The organism is Nostoc sp., from assembly GCF_036919575.1.
GTDB lineage: Bacteria > Cyanobacteriota > Cyanobacteriia > Cyanobacteriales > Nostocaceae > Nostoc.
Genome location: NZ_JBALBY010000092.1, coordinates 156,944 through 172,173, shown reverse-complemented (window position 1 = coordinate 172,173; position 15,230 = coordinate 156,944). Strand labels below are relative to the sequence as shown.

Below are 15,230 nucleotides of genomic sequence, written 5' to 3'. Positions count from 1 at the left end.
TTCTAGTCGCCCTGGCTCTAATTTGATTATTCATTTTCATCATTTTCAGCTTTAGATTTTCCGGCATTTTCTTTGTCATCTTCCAGGCGATAAAGAAATTCACAGGTATCTCGAATTAAGTTGAGTTGACGGCCAGCTAAACGAGCGCGATCGCCCGCAAATGATTTATCAAATACCTCCACTACAAAATACTTGGCAAAATCTAGAACAGCTTGCCGTTCTTCTTCTCGTTTGCTCATAATCCAGCGTCCTTCAGCAGTAGAAGAATGAACACGATCCATGAGTTTAAAAACTTCTGCTGCAACAGCCGCAACTAATGTTTCTCCCTGAAACACACTTGACTCAGCTTTGAGTATAGTTTCAGCCGCAATATCAACTGGTTTCAACACAGCATTAGATTTGGGATTATAACGCTTATTAGCTCGGTAAAATCTGCGGTATAAATCTGTTAATTTCTTAGGGTGATTCAGACTTGATACTTCTGCCACAATTAATTGCTCCATATTAGTGTCATATTTCACATAAGGGTCAAAACAAGGATAAAAATGATAGGCATAAAGCCGGATTTTTTCAATTCGCGCTGTTTCCGAACTCTGGTTACGCACCCAACGATTGAGGTAAGAAAAGACATACAGGGGACTGGTTTCAAAATCTTTAGCCAGTTCTGTAAATCTCCCCCAATTAGCATCGTAACCAGACTTACCCTGTCGTGCATTCACATCTAAATGAATGGCATAAGCGGCAGTAAGGACATTTAAAGGTGCTGGGTATTGGATGCCGTTTTCGTTCCAACCTTCGAGGATGTAGTCAAGACGGAAGCGATCGCGCCTTACCAAAGCACGGAAAGCATGAGGCGCACTGTCAAGGAAAACGCTTTCCTCAAACTCAGCCCCATCATTAAAGGGTGGAATCGGCGACTCTGAAACCACAGTTTTAACATCTAAAATCATGGGGAAAGCAAACGCTAACCAAGTTGGCATTACCCAAGATTCGGTATCAGTGCTGTCTCTTCCTGGCGGGAGTGCCATGAAGTAAAATGTTAAAGGCTGGTCTTCGGGATAGGAAAGTTTAAAGGTGCGATCCTTGTCACGCTGTAGGTTTTCATCAATTAAGAAACTATCTACACTTTGGTAGCGATCGCGCCCCAAGTTCGCCTGTAAATCCTTACTAATAAAATGATTGCGAACGCTGGTATCAAAGCGAGTTTGAGCAATACCATTGTATGCTTTCTGCAAAAACTTGTTAGTCTCTGGAGTAAAGTAATAAGTAGGATAAAAATAGAGATAGCGATATTTACCATCTTCAAATCGCTTACCTACAGCTTGAGTTTGATTCATCAAGATTTGCCTCAGCATCATCTCCACACCTGCAATACTGGAGATATTGCGTTTAGCGTTAGAACCTCCTAACATTTGCTTGTTTGTATAAACTTGAGGCGTAAATAAAACTGCTGATTCCATTTGCTCAGTAACCGTGTAAGCAGAATGAGAAATTGAGCAGATTAATTGTTTCCCTCGCCCTGCTTTTTTCGCAGCATTGTAATTATCTAACTCATTTAGAAATGTTTCAACTTGAGTTTTAACAGATGCCTCTTGATTAGTGCCTGGTAACATCACCACTCGTTTTACCCAAAGCCTTAAATCATCCCAACCATCAGGCAATTTATACTGAGAAATTATCGGAGAAATTAACGTTGTCAAATAGCCAATGACTTGCTGACAAGTTTCGCGTACATCTTCAATTCCTGGATGATGTTCTAAATATTTAGCCGCCAGATAATACCATTCATAAGGTACTCCTCCGGTATTTCCCTTTAACTTATTTTCTTTGAGACTTTCATTAATGCGTTGAATTTCTCTAATTTGGGGTAAATATTCTGCTAAATTCCAAAACTCTGCAACTTTGTGAGTTAAATCAAAATCGGGAACTGCTGGCAGCTTTTTATCTTTCTTACGAGCAGAATCAACGCGATTAACTGTCTCTTCCCAAATTTTCCGGCTAACTAAATCACCAAATTCTGCTATTTGGTCAATACGGATATCGTCTTCAAATTTAAAGTCATAATCAGCAGATAAAACATTTTGTTGCTGAAACTTATTCAGATTTTCGCTGCGACTTTTAGCGACAGAGCCTTTATTAGGGTTTAAGATGCGTAATGTAGCATCTAAAGCTACTTTCATCAAGCCTATATCGTCAAAAAATAAGTTGTAATATTCGGCATATTTCATGCCTTTGCCATCTCTACCAAATCCTGTTTGTCTGAGGCGTAATTGACCTGCACAAAGTGATTTAATACTGTTAACTACACGGTGTGGTAAATCTTCCGGCGAGATAGCTGGAGCATTGCGCGAAGCTAAATAAATCACGCCCGTTGGCAAATATAATAAAGGTTCATAATATGTATCCTCATCAGTATTGAGACTTGTATGAGCCTGAATTAAAGCATTATTCACCACATTAGTTAAAACACCACGATTCTCAGCAATGCTGTGATAGGTAAATTTCAATTGCCCATCACTGAGGCTGTGGATGATTTCTTTGAGTCTAGTGTGTTCTGCATCCTGGGGATGTTTAACAATTGAGGCGAGAGAATCAGCCAAACAAGTTAAATCAGATAAACTGCGGAGAGTGCGGTCTTTGAGAATAGGATTCAAGCCGAATTCAGAAAAATTCCAGTTAGTATCCCAGCGACGTTGAGCATTGTAAGCCATGCATAATAAATCATCTAAATACTCTCGATAAGCTTCAGGATTTTCTGGATTTATAAAGTTATCTAGTCCTAACTGATGAACTTTTTTATTAATAATTTCACGATGTTCTGCTAACGGCAACTTGCGGCAGTTTTCAGGGACATCAGGAAACTTTTCAAAATCATGTAAAATAAAGCCAGCAATTACTAATCTACGCTCTCGCTCTTTCACCACTCGCTGCACTGTGGTATTGAGTTTTTCTAAACGTTTCTCAATTAAATTAGCGGGGAATAAACCATTGAGTAAGTGAGTATTCAGTGATTGGTCAGCAGCATTATCTCGTCTGACTTTAGTTTTTCCTTCAGCTTCTCGCTGTTGGTCAATTTCATCAAAAAACTTACCACCTTTCGCCGTTACACCAATGGCTATCCGCAAAAGATTTGGTAAAACATACTCGGCAAAGTCTGCCATTACTTTATCATCAGGATTTTGAGACTGAATTGCTTCTCGTAATAGCTTGAGTGTTAATAATTCACCTTCAGTTTCAATAGTCCGGTCTGAGGAATCACCATCAAATCCAAAATCTTGATTTAAGAAATCATCTTCTAATTCCTCCGACTGCTCATTGTTCAAATCATTTTCAAACAAAGACAGTTGTTTATTTTCTTCTATTTTTTTTGTTTTTTTAGTCATTATCTTTTACATAAGCCTCACGTTGTTCTTGATCATACAAAACTGCAAAATCCCAGTCACTATTTGCGTGTGTGTTACCAGTAGCTCTAGAACCAAACAGGATTAACATTTTTAAATAAGGTATTTTTTCCGGGATTTGTAAGGAAAGTTCTTGCAACTCTGCAATTGTCGGTGTGTTGTTTTGCATTTGATGATTCTCCATGCGGATAAATAATCGTCAACATTTATTGGCTCACTCTATAATTCTATTCAAATCCTTCCAGTAATATGGCAACTTGCTCTGGAGCAGGAAGTTGATTTTGTAATTCTTGGGGTAATTTTGATACTACTTGATAAGTTCCTATACCAATTGGTTTATTAGATTCCTTCAACGCATATTCAACAATCGTTCTCTGCTTAGACTTACAAAGAATAATTCCAATGGAAGGATTTTCATCAGGTAGCCTTACCTTGTCATCTAAAACAGCTAAATAAAATTGCATCTTACCAACATATTCAGGTAAAAACTTACCTATTTTAAGTTCTATCGCTACCAAACACTTTAAGCGGCGATGATATAATAAAATATCTATAAAATATTCTTCATCATCAATTTCTAGCCGATATTGACTACCGATAAAAGCAAATATCCCGCCCATTTCTTGCAAAAATGGTTCAACTCTTGCTAAAATCGCCTGTTCTAACTGTCGCTCACTGTGTTCATCTGCTAGTTCCAAGAAATCAAAAGTATATTCATCTTTGACAGCTAGTTTTAATTGATTACGTATCTCTGCTGGAACAGTTTTATCAAAGTTAGTCTGATTCAACAGAGTCTTTTCATAGGTTTGATTTTCAATTTGGTGAATCAAAACATTCTTTGTCCAGCCAAATTTCCGAGTCATTCTGATATAGAATTCCCGTTCTAGGTCATCTTTGCACTTCTCTAAAATGACTATATTGTGAGTCCATCCAATTTCTGCCACCAATGGTGGCAGAATTTCTTTAGAGTGGTAAGTCAGGTAAAAATCTCGCATTCTCCAAATGTTACGGGCAGAAAATCCGCTAATTCCTGGAAACTCTGCTTGTAAGTCTTTTGCTAACTGTTCTACTACGGATTTTCCCCAACTAGCGCCCTGTTGTTGAGTAAAAATTATCTGTCCAATATCCCAGTAGAGATTAATCATTTCCCGATTAACTGCTTTTAGTGCTTCGTACTGGGCTGAACGAATACGCTGTTTTATTTCCATTAGCAAATCTCTGTAATTGTCTGAAATTAGGTTACTCATAACGAAGAAGGTTTAACTTATTCATGATCAACTAGCCGAGGTGCATAAACTAAACAGGCTTGCACATCTTCCCGTTCTAACCAGGGATAACCTTCCAGCAAGGTTTCAATAGTATCTCCTGCTGCAAGCATCTCTAAAATATGTTCAACAGCAAGGCGGCGACCTCGAATAATTGGCTTACCGCCAAATATTTGGGGGTTGACTGTGATTCTTTCTAAAAGTTTTTGTTCGTTCATCGGTTATGTCAGATAAAGAATTGTTTTTCTTTGCCAATCATATTTTTACGCTAAGAAAAGAAGGAAGCATTCATAAAATCAACTGCTTTAAGATTTTGATGTATACCAGACTTGTACCCAGCTATCTACCACAAGTTTTGCTTTGTCGTTCTAGGGGGTTGAGACTAATTACGCCTGAACTTAATGCCGTAACCTACTGTTCAGCTTCCCTCTATAGCAAAAAATTCTCTGTTTAACCAAGAAATTCGCTAACACCACATTAATATCGGTTAAGATTTGGGCAAACGATACTTGTGTTTGAGTCCAACTCGCTCTCTGACTATTGGAAAGCCTTTTTTGTCACGAGCTTTATCTACAGCGTCTCCAAAGCGCCAACCGACTTTATCGGGTTGAGCTAGTTCATCCCCCCAGTGCCATTCACCGTCTGATAAAACTTCAATTAACAACTCAACCTTGGTCTTCTTACGTTTTCGCATCTTTCAATCCTTAAAGTAACTTTACATACAGCACATTAGAAGTGATAGTTCTTTTAACTACCAACCTTACTAATTGCATACTCAGAAGCTAACTTAAGCGAAAGCCGATTGCAATATATTCATGGCAGTAAGTTAATAGACCTATTTAACATGACAAATATCTAGTCAAATAAGTCAGCACTTGATGGCGGTTACTTGCCTTTACTATCTGTTATTCTCAGATCAAGGCGGAGACTCACTATACAAAAGGTGAGATTACTAATCCCTATCAGGGATTGAAATAAATACGTCTGAACTTACTGGCGTAAGCTTTTTCTCCGTCACATTAACTAAAATCCCTATTAGGGATTGAAACCTCAAACAATCCATATTTCATCTCCTTTACTTTTAAACGTGTATGCAAGCGTATCCAGCAGCAGCGCAGAGTGAGCAAAAGCGATCGCACACGGTGCAGTAGCATCATGAAAGCTATACTGATCGCTGATGCCATAGATCTGAAAATTCATCGGTAGCCTTAGCCGCATCCGCACTTCAGCAAGAGGACGGTGAATCACGTAACAAACTAAACCCTCTTTTTTTAGGCGTTTGTTAATTTCCCCAACCCAATAGTTGTCAGGTTGCCAAATTTCCACACCTGTCAAAACCTGAACTTTCCAAGCATCAGCAATTGGCTGCAAGTTTCCAGAATAGGTAAACTTCCAGTTCAGCCGTTCCTCTCGGTAAGAACGCAACTTCATAAATGCTAGACAGTGAGCAAATCTACCTTTGGCGATGGGTTGTCTGGTGCGTTCTGCGGTTTCTTTGAGAAGTCGCATAAATGCCGCTTCCGTCCACATTTCAATATCTAAATTTCCCAAAATACCCGGTAAATCGTAGGTTTTAAACCTATCTGCCTCGTTCTCTTCCGTTAAGTCGTATAAACCACATTGCAAAGGACTTGAACCTCGAAAACTAGCAGCATCCTCAGCAATAGGATTTCCTGATTTACCAGAAAGTGCTTGCCAATCTTTCGCCCATCCTTGAATACGTCCAGCTTGTGACTTCAGACTAGTTTCAAATAATTGTTCACAGGCTTCTTGAAACTTGTCTCGGCTTTGTGCATACTGTTGTTTAATTGTGCGATCGCTCAACTGATAAAACAGCCGAAATGATTGCACAGCCCCCCATCGACGATAATAACCCCGAAAATCGTTGATTTGTCGATAATTCTCAGTAATTATATTGTGAAAAGAGGGGCGATCGCAAATACTATTCACTTCTAAAGGTGGAGTATCTCCTTTAAATAAACGTTCCACCAAAAAGTTAGGAATTAGAGAAAAAGCTGTAAAATTTTCAAACTTAATTTTTTGACCATCTTTCTCATATTCATCATGCCTACCTAAGCGTCCTAAACGTTGGATAAAGTTACCTGCATCGGATGATTCAAAAATTAGGAAATTGATTTTGAAATCAACCCCAACATCAATTGTGCTAGTACCAATAACCAAATCAGCAAAAAGACTTCGCTCTTTTTCTGCTTTTCCCGATAACCCTGTATTCTCTCCAACTTTCAATCCGTAAGGCTGTAATATTTCCCGAAAAAATTTAGTTAGGCGTTTGACTGCTGCAATTGAGTTAAGAATGATTGCGCCTTTACTTCCTGGATACTGCTGAAACTGAGCCAAAATTAACTCACTATTTTCTTTTAGCCAAGTTTCTGAAGCTTTAAATGATGGTTCCAAAGAAATAAAATTCAGTGAAATTGTTCGCGCTACCTGCCGCCATCCCTGTGTTTTTAATTGCTGTCCTTGTTCTGGTGTATCGGGAAATTGATATTTATTTTGTTTGAGAGGATTAATTTCTTGACAACGAAATCCTGCTTTTTCTAATCGCCCAATTAAGTTTGTATCTGGTGTGGCTGAGAGAAACAGAAATTTCTTGCGGCGATTTGTACAGCGAATTAACAACATTGTATTAATCACACTAGCAATTTGGGGCGCAGCAAAAACGTGAAATTCATCAAAAATAAATAAGTCAAAATCTTTATCAATTCTGCCCCATAACTTATCTGGACTATCCCCGTGAATTATATAAGCACCTCGATGCAGGTAGTGAAAAATATCAGGGTTAGTTAATAATGCTTCTCTCTGGTTAGTAAGAGTTGCGATCGCCGCCCCTTTTTTTAAGCCCTCATTTTCTGCATAAATCTCTAAATCAGCCCCACTTAGCCGCACTATACGCGGTTTGTCTCTGGGTTGAAATTCTTCAATATATCCTTGAATTTGTATTTCTTGGTCACGCGCTAATTCATTAGTTGGATAAAACCCAATAGCGGAAAATTCACCTTGAAGCACTTCTAAATAAGCAGCCAAGCTTTTACCGTCGCCAGTCATAGCTGTGTTGAATACTACATCAACATTTGGATCTTGCAATGCTTTGAAAGTTTCAACTTGATGCCAAGATAATAACCAGCCATCAGGAATGTTCAAGCCTTCTGGTGTCACCACTGTTTGAGAATACACTCCCTTGAGAGTTATTGTGTAATCGTTGGACATATACTTAAATACTGTCCGTAAACTGTTGTTGAAATCTATATTGGCACGCAAAATATAGATTAGCAACCAAATTACAATATAAAGTGTCCGTACAAAATGAGTCGTAAAGGTCAATCTATAACTCTGTCTCTGCGGGAACAGGATAAAGTCGAATTAGAAAACTTAGCGCTGGAGTTTGGTATGATGTGGGGCGATCGCCCGAACATTTCCAAATTAATAGAAGCGATCGCTCGCCATCATCTAATTATTGGCAAGAATAATGACTGGTCAGAAGAGCGTATTCATGTTGTTGTCCGTGCAATGCGTCTCTTAACTGACATTGGGCAAAACGATCAAGCACGGATAATAGGACAATTATTACTCGAACGTAGCGAACTACCAATACCTTTGCATACCGAAATTGAAAGTTTCTTAGGGAATCTAGCCCCACAGTGGCGCTTGGAAATTGACCGTTATATCTTGCGTCAGCAATCGTTTCAACTCAGTTATCAAGATGCGGCACAACGAGTATTTAATTTTACTGTTCACTATGCTAAGGTTACACTCCACGAAAAACGGCAATACTTAGATTGCTGGTGTACAGAGACAGAAGGTAATTCTGATGTGGAAGAATTACGTCATAATTGGAGTCTACGTTTAGACCGTATTCAAGATCCCGCTGTTTTATCTATTACTGGTGAGTGGCGTACTACTGGGTTAGAACAGATAGATGTAGAGATGAATTTATTGGGTAATTTAGGCTTTGCCTACCAAGCTAAACCAGAAGATAAAATAAATGAATGGCTCCCGGACATACAAAAAATAAAGAGAGTTGTGCGGCGTGTCTCTAGTACCTTTTGGTTTATTAGGGAGGTGATGCAATATAGCCCAGATTGTGTAATTGTATCGCCAAAAAATGTGCAATTACTAATGATCGAAAAACTTAAAAGTCTCTGTCAGCATTACAAGATATAATTGCATTCCTTGATTTTTAATGCTTCATAGGCAATAGCTAAAATTTAACTAAGTTTAGGGGTAAAAGTAGCATAAGCTGTTGCGTATTTAATTTGTATATTGGACGCGGGCAAGATGCCCGCACTAAGCTGTTGCGTATTTAATTTGTATATTGGACGCGGGCAAGATGCCCGCACTACAATATTTTTGGGTTTTCGTGTTATACAATTTAGCTGCACATCAACTTACAATATTTTTGGGTTTTCGTGTTATTCAATTTAGCTGCACATCAACTTAGCATCAATTGCCAGAACGTTTTGGATCGGGGTCTAAATCCCCGTTACAAAACTTACTTGCGACTTAGGACTTGCGACTTGCGACTTGTTTTAATATCTGGTGGTATGTGGTTTGCTTTTAAGGAAAACTTCAAGCCCTAATAGGGAGTAAGATAACAGTTGAATATACTCTAATTGTTTACTCAGGTAGTTCTCAATGCCTGACAGGATTACAAGGAGTTATCCGGAACGTTAGACGGGGCTATGTTATTGTTAGGTGTTGGAACTGGCTGAACTTTGATAAAAAATCCTTTTCGCAGTGGCGATTGATTAAACTTATCTGTCACGATAATTTCAATTTGAGACGGTAAGGCTTGATTAGCTATAAGCGGTATTGAATCTTCAGACTTAACGTTACCAAGGTTGGAAATCTGAACGTTAATGTCTTCGCCCACTACTTTCCATTTCAAAATCACAGGTTGACCTTCTTGCACAACTATATTGGGTTCTGAACTATCATTAAGTGTAAAATAGACAATTTCAAACGGTTTCGGTTTAATTTTTACTTTGTTAGTTTCAGTCTGTTTAATATTAGGTTGATAAATAGACTTAGCAAAAGGTTGGAGTGCAAAAATATACGTCCCTGGTTGATTGACTGCTGATGCAATATTTTTACAATTTAGCTGTTGATTATCTTTTTTACAAAAAGACTTAATCGGCATCGGGATACCTTGATTGAATTGATTAAAATCGTATTCATTGAATACTGTTCCGTCTTCTTGTTTCCTAATAATCTGGAGTTTTTTTAGCTGCTCTGGATTGCGGATTTCCCAACTTAAAATTACTTTTTGCCCTTTTTCGTATTCAGATTTATCTGCTTGAAAACTAATTACTTCCGGTGCTGGATTTTGTTTTATTTTAAGTTTTAGAGGCGACATCTGGTAAAGTTGACCGCTCCGGTCAAAAGCTTTCAGAGTAAAAGTATATTCACCTGGTTTGGTAGTTCCGGGAAAATTAGTGCAATTCAGCACTTGTTGCTGTCTTTGACAACCTAATGGTTCTTTAAGAGTGTTGTTACTATCATATAATAAATCCTCTTTAGTTTCCTCTCCTGTGGTTAGCAAAACTAACTTTTGTAATCGAGCGACATTGCCAATATCCCAAGTCAAACGCACCCGATCTCCTTCTTCATAACTCAGGCTACTTGACTGGAAATTTTCTAATTTCAAAGGCTCTGGGTGTAAAATTCGCCAAACAATTAATGCTGCTCCTCCTAATAGTCCTAATACTAATAACAGGAGCAGTAAAAATTGCCACCAAGGGCGAGATTTCCAGACTAGAGTAGCTTGAGGAAATTTATCTGGAATAGGTAATTTTTTTGGGTCTTGAACTTCAATTTTAAAATTGATCAACGCCGAGCCAAAAAACGGTCTTCGCCAGCGATGCACGGGGTTAACTATCAAATTTACTACCGCACTTTTCGTCGGCAAAACTTTCACTTTAGAAGGCTGGAATTCGTAAGTACACAGTTCTTCTTCATCTTGAGTTTTAGCACTAAAAGCTAATTCGCGCACGGTGTTACCCCGATTAGCCAGTTTTACTTCATATTTGCCAAAAGTACGGCTAACTGTTCCCAAAATGGTATTTAGTTCGACATCTATGTGATAAATCTCTGGAATTTGTATGTATACCAAATCCAGCAGCACTAAGTCGGGTGAGTTATTAGAATGCAGACGAATTGTCGGAGAGTAGCTTCCAGCGAATATGTCCGTAGGAGGATGAAATTGTAACAATATTTGACCTTGATCGCCTGGGTTAAGTTCTAATCCGCTACCCCCAGATAGCAAACCTGCTCTTTCTAAGCCTGTTTTTAGATAACGAATTGTAAACCATGTTTCCTCAAAATCCAGGCAAGTCAAGCGAAAACGGTCTACTCTACTAGAGCGATTATCAACTGTAACTTCTATCTGTAAAGCCTCACCAAACTTATAAATTAGCGGGTTGCTAGGGTTCGTAGCAGGTTTGACAAAAAAGGTGGGATCATTTTCCCTAATTACGGTGTGTTCTTTGGTCTGAACTTTGATTTGTCGGAGGTACGATATTGGTGTTTCTTGGGGATAATGTTCGGGTGCATCTACGATTAAAGTGTAACTATAAGTTCCCGGTTGGGTATTAATAGGAATTTGGAACTCAAAAGAAACTTCTGTTTTTTGTTGGGGTGCGAGGGCGATACGTTGTCGCGGGGAAATATTTGACTGGCTGAAAATTTGAAATGCCTCATCAAAAAATACATCAATTACAGCACTCTGGTTTCCCTGATTGATCACAATAGCGTAAAGTTGCAGGATATCTCCTGGCATTCCTGATTGAACACCAGGAGGATTGAAAATTACTTTCAGTGGGCTGGGTTGAATTTGCATCCCATTATTTTCCTTATTTGTTAAGGCGAATTAAATTTACTTGACAATGTTTGATACCTTGGCGATTAACTTGACAATCCTCGCCACCTGTAACAATGGCAGTTCCCTGGTTATTAATATCAATACTATTGAGTTTTAAATTGTCGGAACTTTTGTAAATTTCTCGACCGTTCAATGCTGCAACTTCTCGCTTTCCTTGGGAAGTTAATGACCAAGCAACTACTCGTCCCTCATCCCCAACAGTTACTAGCTGACGATCAGATAAAGTAAATGCTATACTACGCACTGCTTGTTTTCCTACTTGCCAGCGATCGCGCACGCAATTTTGATTAATCTGCTGTTCGGTTTCAGTAGGAGCCTGACTAATTTCGCATTGTAGATCCAATATTGTAATATATCCATCTGAGTCAGCAGTTGCTAACAATCCAGGTGTTTGAGGAACAAATGCTAAACTCCAAATATAGTCACCATTTCCATGTCCTACCCCAGGAGAAGTAACCGAAAATCGCCTTTTGGGATTATTAGGTTGGTTTAAATTTAACAAAGTCAGATATTTATTGTTTCCGGCAATAGCTAGAGTTTGTTCATCTGGACTCAGTGCCATCGACCGCGATTGATAACCTAGAGATATAACTTTTTGTGGTTGTGGCTGAAATTGTTCTAAGGCTGATTTTCTTTCCCAAATCAACACATTACCGCTACCATGTCCGCTAATCAGGTATTGAGAGTTTTTAGTAAACACTAGGTCAAATACTTTATCGGTTTTGTTAACTATTTCTGGGAAGCTTAATTCATATTCTTTCGAGCGTCGAGCCACATTCCACAGTTGAATCACACCATTTTCTAAGCCAGCTGCTACGCGATTATTCTCTAGCGGATCGAATCGCAACGCAAATACAGCTTGTTTATTTGTGTCTCCCAACACACCCTTTAGTTTATCAGGTTCGTTGTTGTCTTCAGCTTCTAACTTGTTATTATTGATTCGCCAAAGTCTAATTGTGCTGTCATCGGAACCGCTAACCACAGAAAGCGCATTGGCACTAAAACGAACAGCGTTAACATATTTTGTATGTGCGATCGCTTCTGGTTTCAATAATAAAGCAAATAAACCAGCAAGTATTGCCAGCAAAGTTAATTGCAACCACATCGGTAATATAGGTAAAATTCGTAACTCCAAAGCTTGAGTTGCAGGTTCTGTACTACCCAGGCGATCGTCAGATAATAATGCTCTGATATCAAATTGTAAAATTTTTGACCACCCAACCCAAAATCGTTTAGTTTTCACCTCTAGAATTATCTTAGTTGTCTCTCCCAAACTCAAGTCTGCATTTTCTGGTGATATCCGAGGTGTCAATTGGTGCTGGTCTCTCCCTTGGAGTATAACATTAAGCTGCTGTTGGAGATTGCTAGTATTTTTAAATATTAGTTGAAAGCTGACTGAATTTGAGCGCCAGTTAGGCAACCATCGATTTTTGTAGGGAATTGTTTGTTGTTGTGGTATTGCAGTAAACTCTACAAATCCCACCGGCAAAACTTCCAAACTGCCTTGGGTAGTACTTGGATAACCATCGCTACTCATCGCTTCTATGGTAAACGGATAGTCCTGGCTGGGTGCTTGAGTTACAGACGGGGGTTGGCATTGGAAGCTTGCTTCGCCTTGAGCATTGGCTGCTAAAAATAACCGTCGTTCCGCACCCTCACTTAGCCAAGAAGGTTCAATACCCGCTAAACGTAGCGCTACATCAACAGGCTGTGGACTCAAGTTTCGCACTCGCACTGGTATATCCACTGGATTGTGAGGATAAACTTGGATCTGTCGCGCTAACAAATCTACGGCTACAAGTTGTGGTCTATTATCTGACTCTATATTCAGACGGACTATAAGTCTGCGTTCTTGCCGTAATTGTGGTGAAAAAATTCTGACTGTAAGATTGACTGTACCCACAAAACCTGGTATCGGAGAATTAAAAATTATGATTTGAAAGTCAGTACTGCTTCCTGGCGGTTTAGCTGCGGATACCTCTGGTGACAAGCGATACCACAAATGTCCAGAGCTAGGACTGGCTCCAGCTGCGAGGACTTCAAGTTGAAAGCTGGCAAATTGTTCGCTGTCATTATCGACAGTAATATGAAACGAACTCGTACTACTCGGTCGAAATGTTTGGCTTTGTGGAGAAATGCTGGCATTAATTAAACTCTTTTCCATACAGTATCTGTTATATTTTTGATCCAGAGGAATAGTAAAAAATTTACACCCTTGAAAATTTCTGCAATTGAATCCACTTTGCGAATATTGCAGCTTTGATAAAGTATATAGGAATATTAATTTTTCAATTACTATAGTACTTTTTATGTAGGCTATTGATAAAACTTAAAGATATCTCTAGCTTAACATCTAGAGATTGGGGATATGGTAAAATGACTAGAGTCTTACTTGCTTGGGAAATTGGTGGAGGGCAAGGACACTTTCACTTGCTAGCAGCGATCGCTCAGAAATTAGAAGCTTTTGGAATTGAACCGATTTTTGCCTTAGAGAACGCCCAGTTTAAAAATTGTAATATTCTAGGAAAGGTATTACAAGCGCCAAAAGCAATGATGCGTTCTTTAGATGACAAAGGCGATAATAAATGTTATTTGTTTACTGACATTTTATATATATTTGGTTTCAGTACGGCTTTGACATTAAGTTTTCATCTCAAAGCATGGCAAAATTTAATTGATTTAGTCAAGCCATCATTGATTATTGCTGATTATGCTCCAGCTTTGGTGTTAGCCGCAAAAGGAAAAATTCCCACTGTGGTAGTCGGCAATGGCTTCAGTATACCGCCACCAATCAAAGATTTTCCACCTATTCGCCCTTTACCCTTACCAAATGCAGCAATTCACCGTCAAGCTGAAGTAGAAGCATCCGTAAAGCAAGTTACTGGCTTTGATGCTCCTCTTGGCTATTTGCTGAATGGCGATCGCTCATTTATTTTCTCTATTCCAGAATTAGATCCTTATACTGCTGTTAGAAAAGCAGAATATGTGGGAATTCACTCTGCACCATTCCCCGAAAACCTTGGTAATGAACGTGGAAGTGCTTGGGCTTATCTTACACAAGATTGGCATCACTATTCGTTAGTGGTAGAAACCCTGAAGCCAGAGTGTATTTTTGATGATTTAAAAATAGTCTTAAAAGGAAAGTCTTTTGCTATACATCATGCAGGTTTCATAACATCAGTAGCTTGTTTGTTGGCTGGAATACCACAACTCGTCTTTCCTAAAGATATGGAAAAGTGGCATACGGCAAAAGCTCTGTTAAATTTAGGTGTCGCAGTTGCACCGCAAGAACCACTTACTAAAGAAAGTTTGTTAAGTGCGATCGCTCATTTACCCCAAATTACTCAAAACGCTCAACAACAGGCAAAAAGGTTTGCGTATTGGAATCAAAATTTTATGGATAAGGTTATACAAGCTTGTCTTGAATTAACAGGTTGAAGAAGAATTCAGAATCCAGAATCCAGAATTCAGCAATCTTTCAGTCGGGGATTGGGACCCGCGACTTTCTTGTTGACCACAAAACTAGAATTTTTGGTGGGGGTGCAAAAACTCCGATTATTCATCCGCTTTTTCGTTCAGAATACCTAACATGAATTCTGACGACTGGCGCCAATATTGCTGTTCGATAAAAATACTTTTGCCTTTATCGCCTTCTAAGAGGTTGTT

At 38.9% G+C, this 15,230-nt stretch carries 10 protein-coding genes; 2 read left to right on the top strand and 8 right to left on the bottom strand.

The annotated features are described in order from the left end of the window. Window positions 1–26: 26 nt before the first annotated feature. The 6 genes from cas10d to cas3 all read right to left on the bottom strand — a co-directional run bounded on the left by cas10d (window position 27) and on the right by cas3 (window position 7,894). Entirely contained in the window at window positions 27–3,383 is a 3,357-nt protein-coding gene (gene cas10d, locus V7K27_RS23725; RefSeq protein ID WP_334950572.1) for a type I-D CRISPR-associated protein Cas10d/Csc3, read from the bottom strand. Further along, window positions 3,376–3,570, bottom strand: a complete 195-nt coding sequence (locus V7K27_RS23720; protein WP_334950571.1) for a nucleotidyltransferase domain-containing protein — start codon at window positions 3,568–3,570, stop codon at window positions 3,376–3,378. Before V7K27_RS23720 ends, cas10d begins: the two co-directional genes overlap by 8 nt. 58 nt (window positions 3,571–3,628) lie before the next feature. Then, the gene (locus V7K27_RS23715) at window positions 3,629–4,648 is read right to left on the bottom strand and encodes a PDDEXK nuclease domain-containing protein (RefSeq protein WP_334950570.1); all 1,020 of its coding nucleotides are present in this window, start codon (window positions 4,646–4,648) and stop codon (window positions 3,629–3,631) included. A gap of 17 nt (window positions 4,649–4,665) precedes the next feature. After that, window positions 4,666–4,884, bottom strand: coding sequence for a DUF433 domain-containing protein (locus tag V7K27_RS23710; RefSeq protein ID WP_334950569.1), 219 nt, complete (start codon window positions 4,882–4,884; stop codon window positions 4,666–4,668). A gap of 269 nt (window positions 4,885–5,153) precedes the next feature. Further along, window positions 5,154–5,360, bottom strand: coding sequence for a hypothetical protein (locus V7K27_RS23705; RefSeq protein WP_114082635.1), 207 nt, complete (start codon window positions 5,358–5,360; stop codon window positions 5,154–5,156). A 356-nt stretch (window positions 5,361–5,716) separates the two neighbouring features. Next, on the bottom strand, window positions 5,717–7,894 hold the full coding sequence (gene cas3, locus V7K27_RS23700; RefSeq protein WP_334950568.1) for a type I-D CRISPR-associated helicase Cas3': 2,178 nt from the start codon (window positions 7,892–7,894) through the stop codon (window positions 5,717–5,719). A 96-nt stretch (window positions 7,895–7,990) separates the two neighbouring features. Here cas3 and V7K27_RS23695 point away from each other — a divergent pair, with 96 nt between their 5' ends. Next, entirely contained in the window at window positions 7,991–8,848 is an 858-nt protein-coding gene (locus V7K27_RS23695; RefSeq protein ID WP_334950567.1) for a WYL domain-containing protein, read from the top strand. 484 nt (window positions 8,849–9,332) lie between these two features. Here the strand turns inward: V7K27_RS23695 and V7K27_RS23690 are convergent, their stop codons facing one another. Both V7K27_RS23690 and V7K27_RS23685 read right to left on the bottom strand, forming a co-directional pair. Next, window positions 9,333–11,522 carry a COG1470 family protein gene (locus V7K27_RS23690; protein ID WP_334950566.1) on the bottom strand — a complete coding sequence of 730 codons (2,190 nt, stop codon included), beginning with the start codon at window positions 11,520–11,522 and terminating at the stop codon, window positions 9,333–9,335. Window positions 11,523–11,535: 13 nt separating this feature from the next. Beyond that, the gene (locus V7K27_RS23685; RefSeq protein ID WP_334950565.1) at window positions 11,536–13,728 is read right to left on the bottom strand and encodes a hypothetical protein; all 2,193 of its coding nucleotides are present in this window, start codon (window positions 13,726–13,728) and stop codon (window positions 11,536–11,538) included. Window positions 13,729–13,940: 212 nt separating this feature from the next. Here V7K27_RS23685 and V7K27_RS23680 point away from each other — a divergent pair, with 212 nt between their 5' ends. Continuing rightward, window positions 13,941–15,002: a glycosyltransferase gene (locus tag V7K27_RS23680; RefSeq protein ID WP_334950564.1), complete on the top strand. Its 1,062-nt coding sequence runs from the start codon at window positions 13,941–13,943 to the stop codon at window positions 15,000–15,002. Window positions 15,003–15,230 lie beyond the last annotated feature (228 nt).

Bases quoted from the DNA above. Each gene is read 5' to 3' on its own strand.
- V7K27_RS23715 (WP_334950570.1), bottom strand. From the start codon at position 4,648: ATGAGTAACCTAATTTCAGACAATTACAGAGATTTGCTAATGGAAATA.
- cas3 (WP_334950568.1), bottom strand. From the start codon at position 7,894: ATGTCCAACGATTACACAATAACTCTCAAGGGAGTGTATTCTCAAACA.
- V7K27_RS23680 (WP_334950564.1), top strand. From the start codon at position 13,941: ATGACTAGAGTCTTACTTGCTTGGGAAATTGGTGGAGGGCAAGGACAC.
- cas10d (WP_334950572.1), bottom strand. From the start codon at position 3,383: ATGACTAAAAAAACAAAAAAAATAGAAGAAAATAAACAACTGTCTTTG.
- V7K27_RS23685 (WP_334950565.1), bottom strand. From the start codon at position 13,728: ATGGAAAAGAGTTTAATTAATGCCAGCATTTCTCCACAAAGCCAAACA.
- V7K27_RS23690 (WP_334950566.1), bottom strand. From the start codon at position 11,522: ATGCAAATTCAACCCAGCCCACTGAAAGTAATTTTCAATCCTCCTGGT.
- V7K27_RS23705 (WP_114082635.1), bottom strand. From the start codon at position 5,360: ATGCGAAAACGTAAGAAGACCAAGGTTGAGTTGTTAATTGAAGTTTTA.
- V7K27_RS23710 (WP_334950569.1), bottom strand. From the start codon at position 4,884: ATGAACGAACAAAAACTTTTAGAAAGAATCACAGTCAACCCCCAAATA.
- V7K27_RS23695 (WP_334950567.1), top strand. From the start codon at position 7,991: ATGAGTCGTAAAGGTCAATCTATAACTCTGTCTCTGCGGGAACAGGAT.
- V7K27_RS23720 (WP_334950571.1), bottom strand. From the start codon at position 3,570: ATGCAAAACAACACACCGACAATTGCAGAGTTGCAAGAACTTTCCTTA.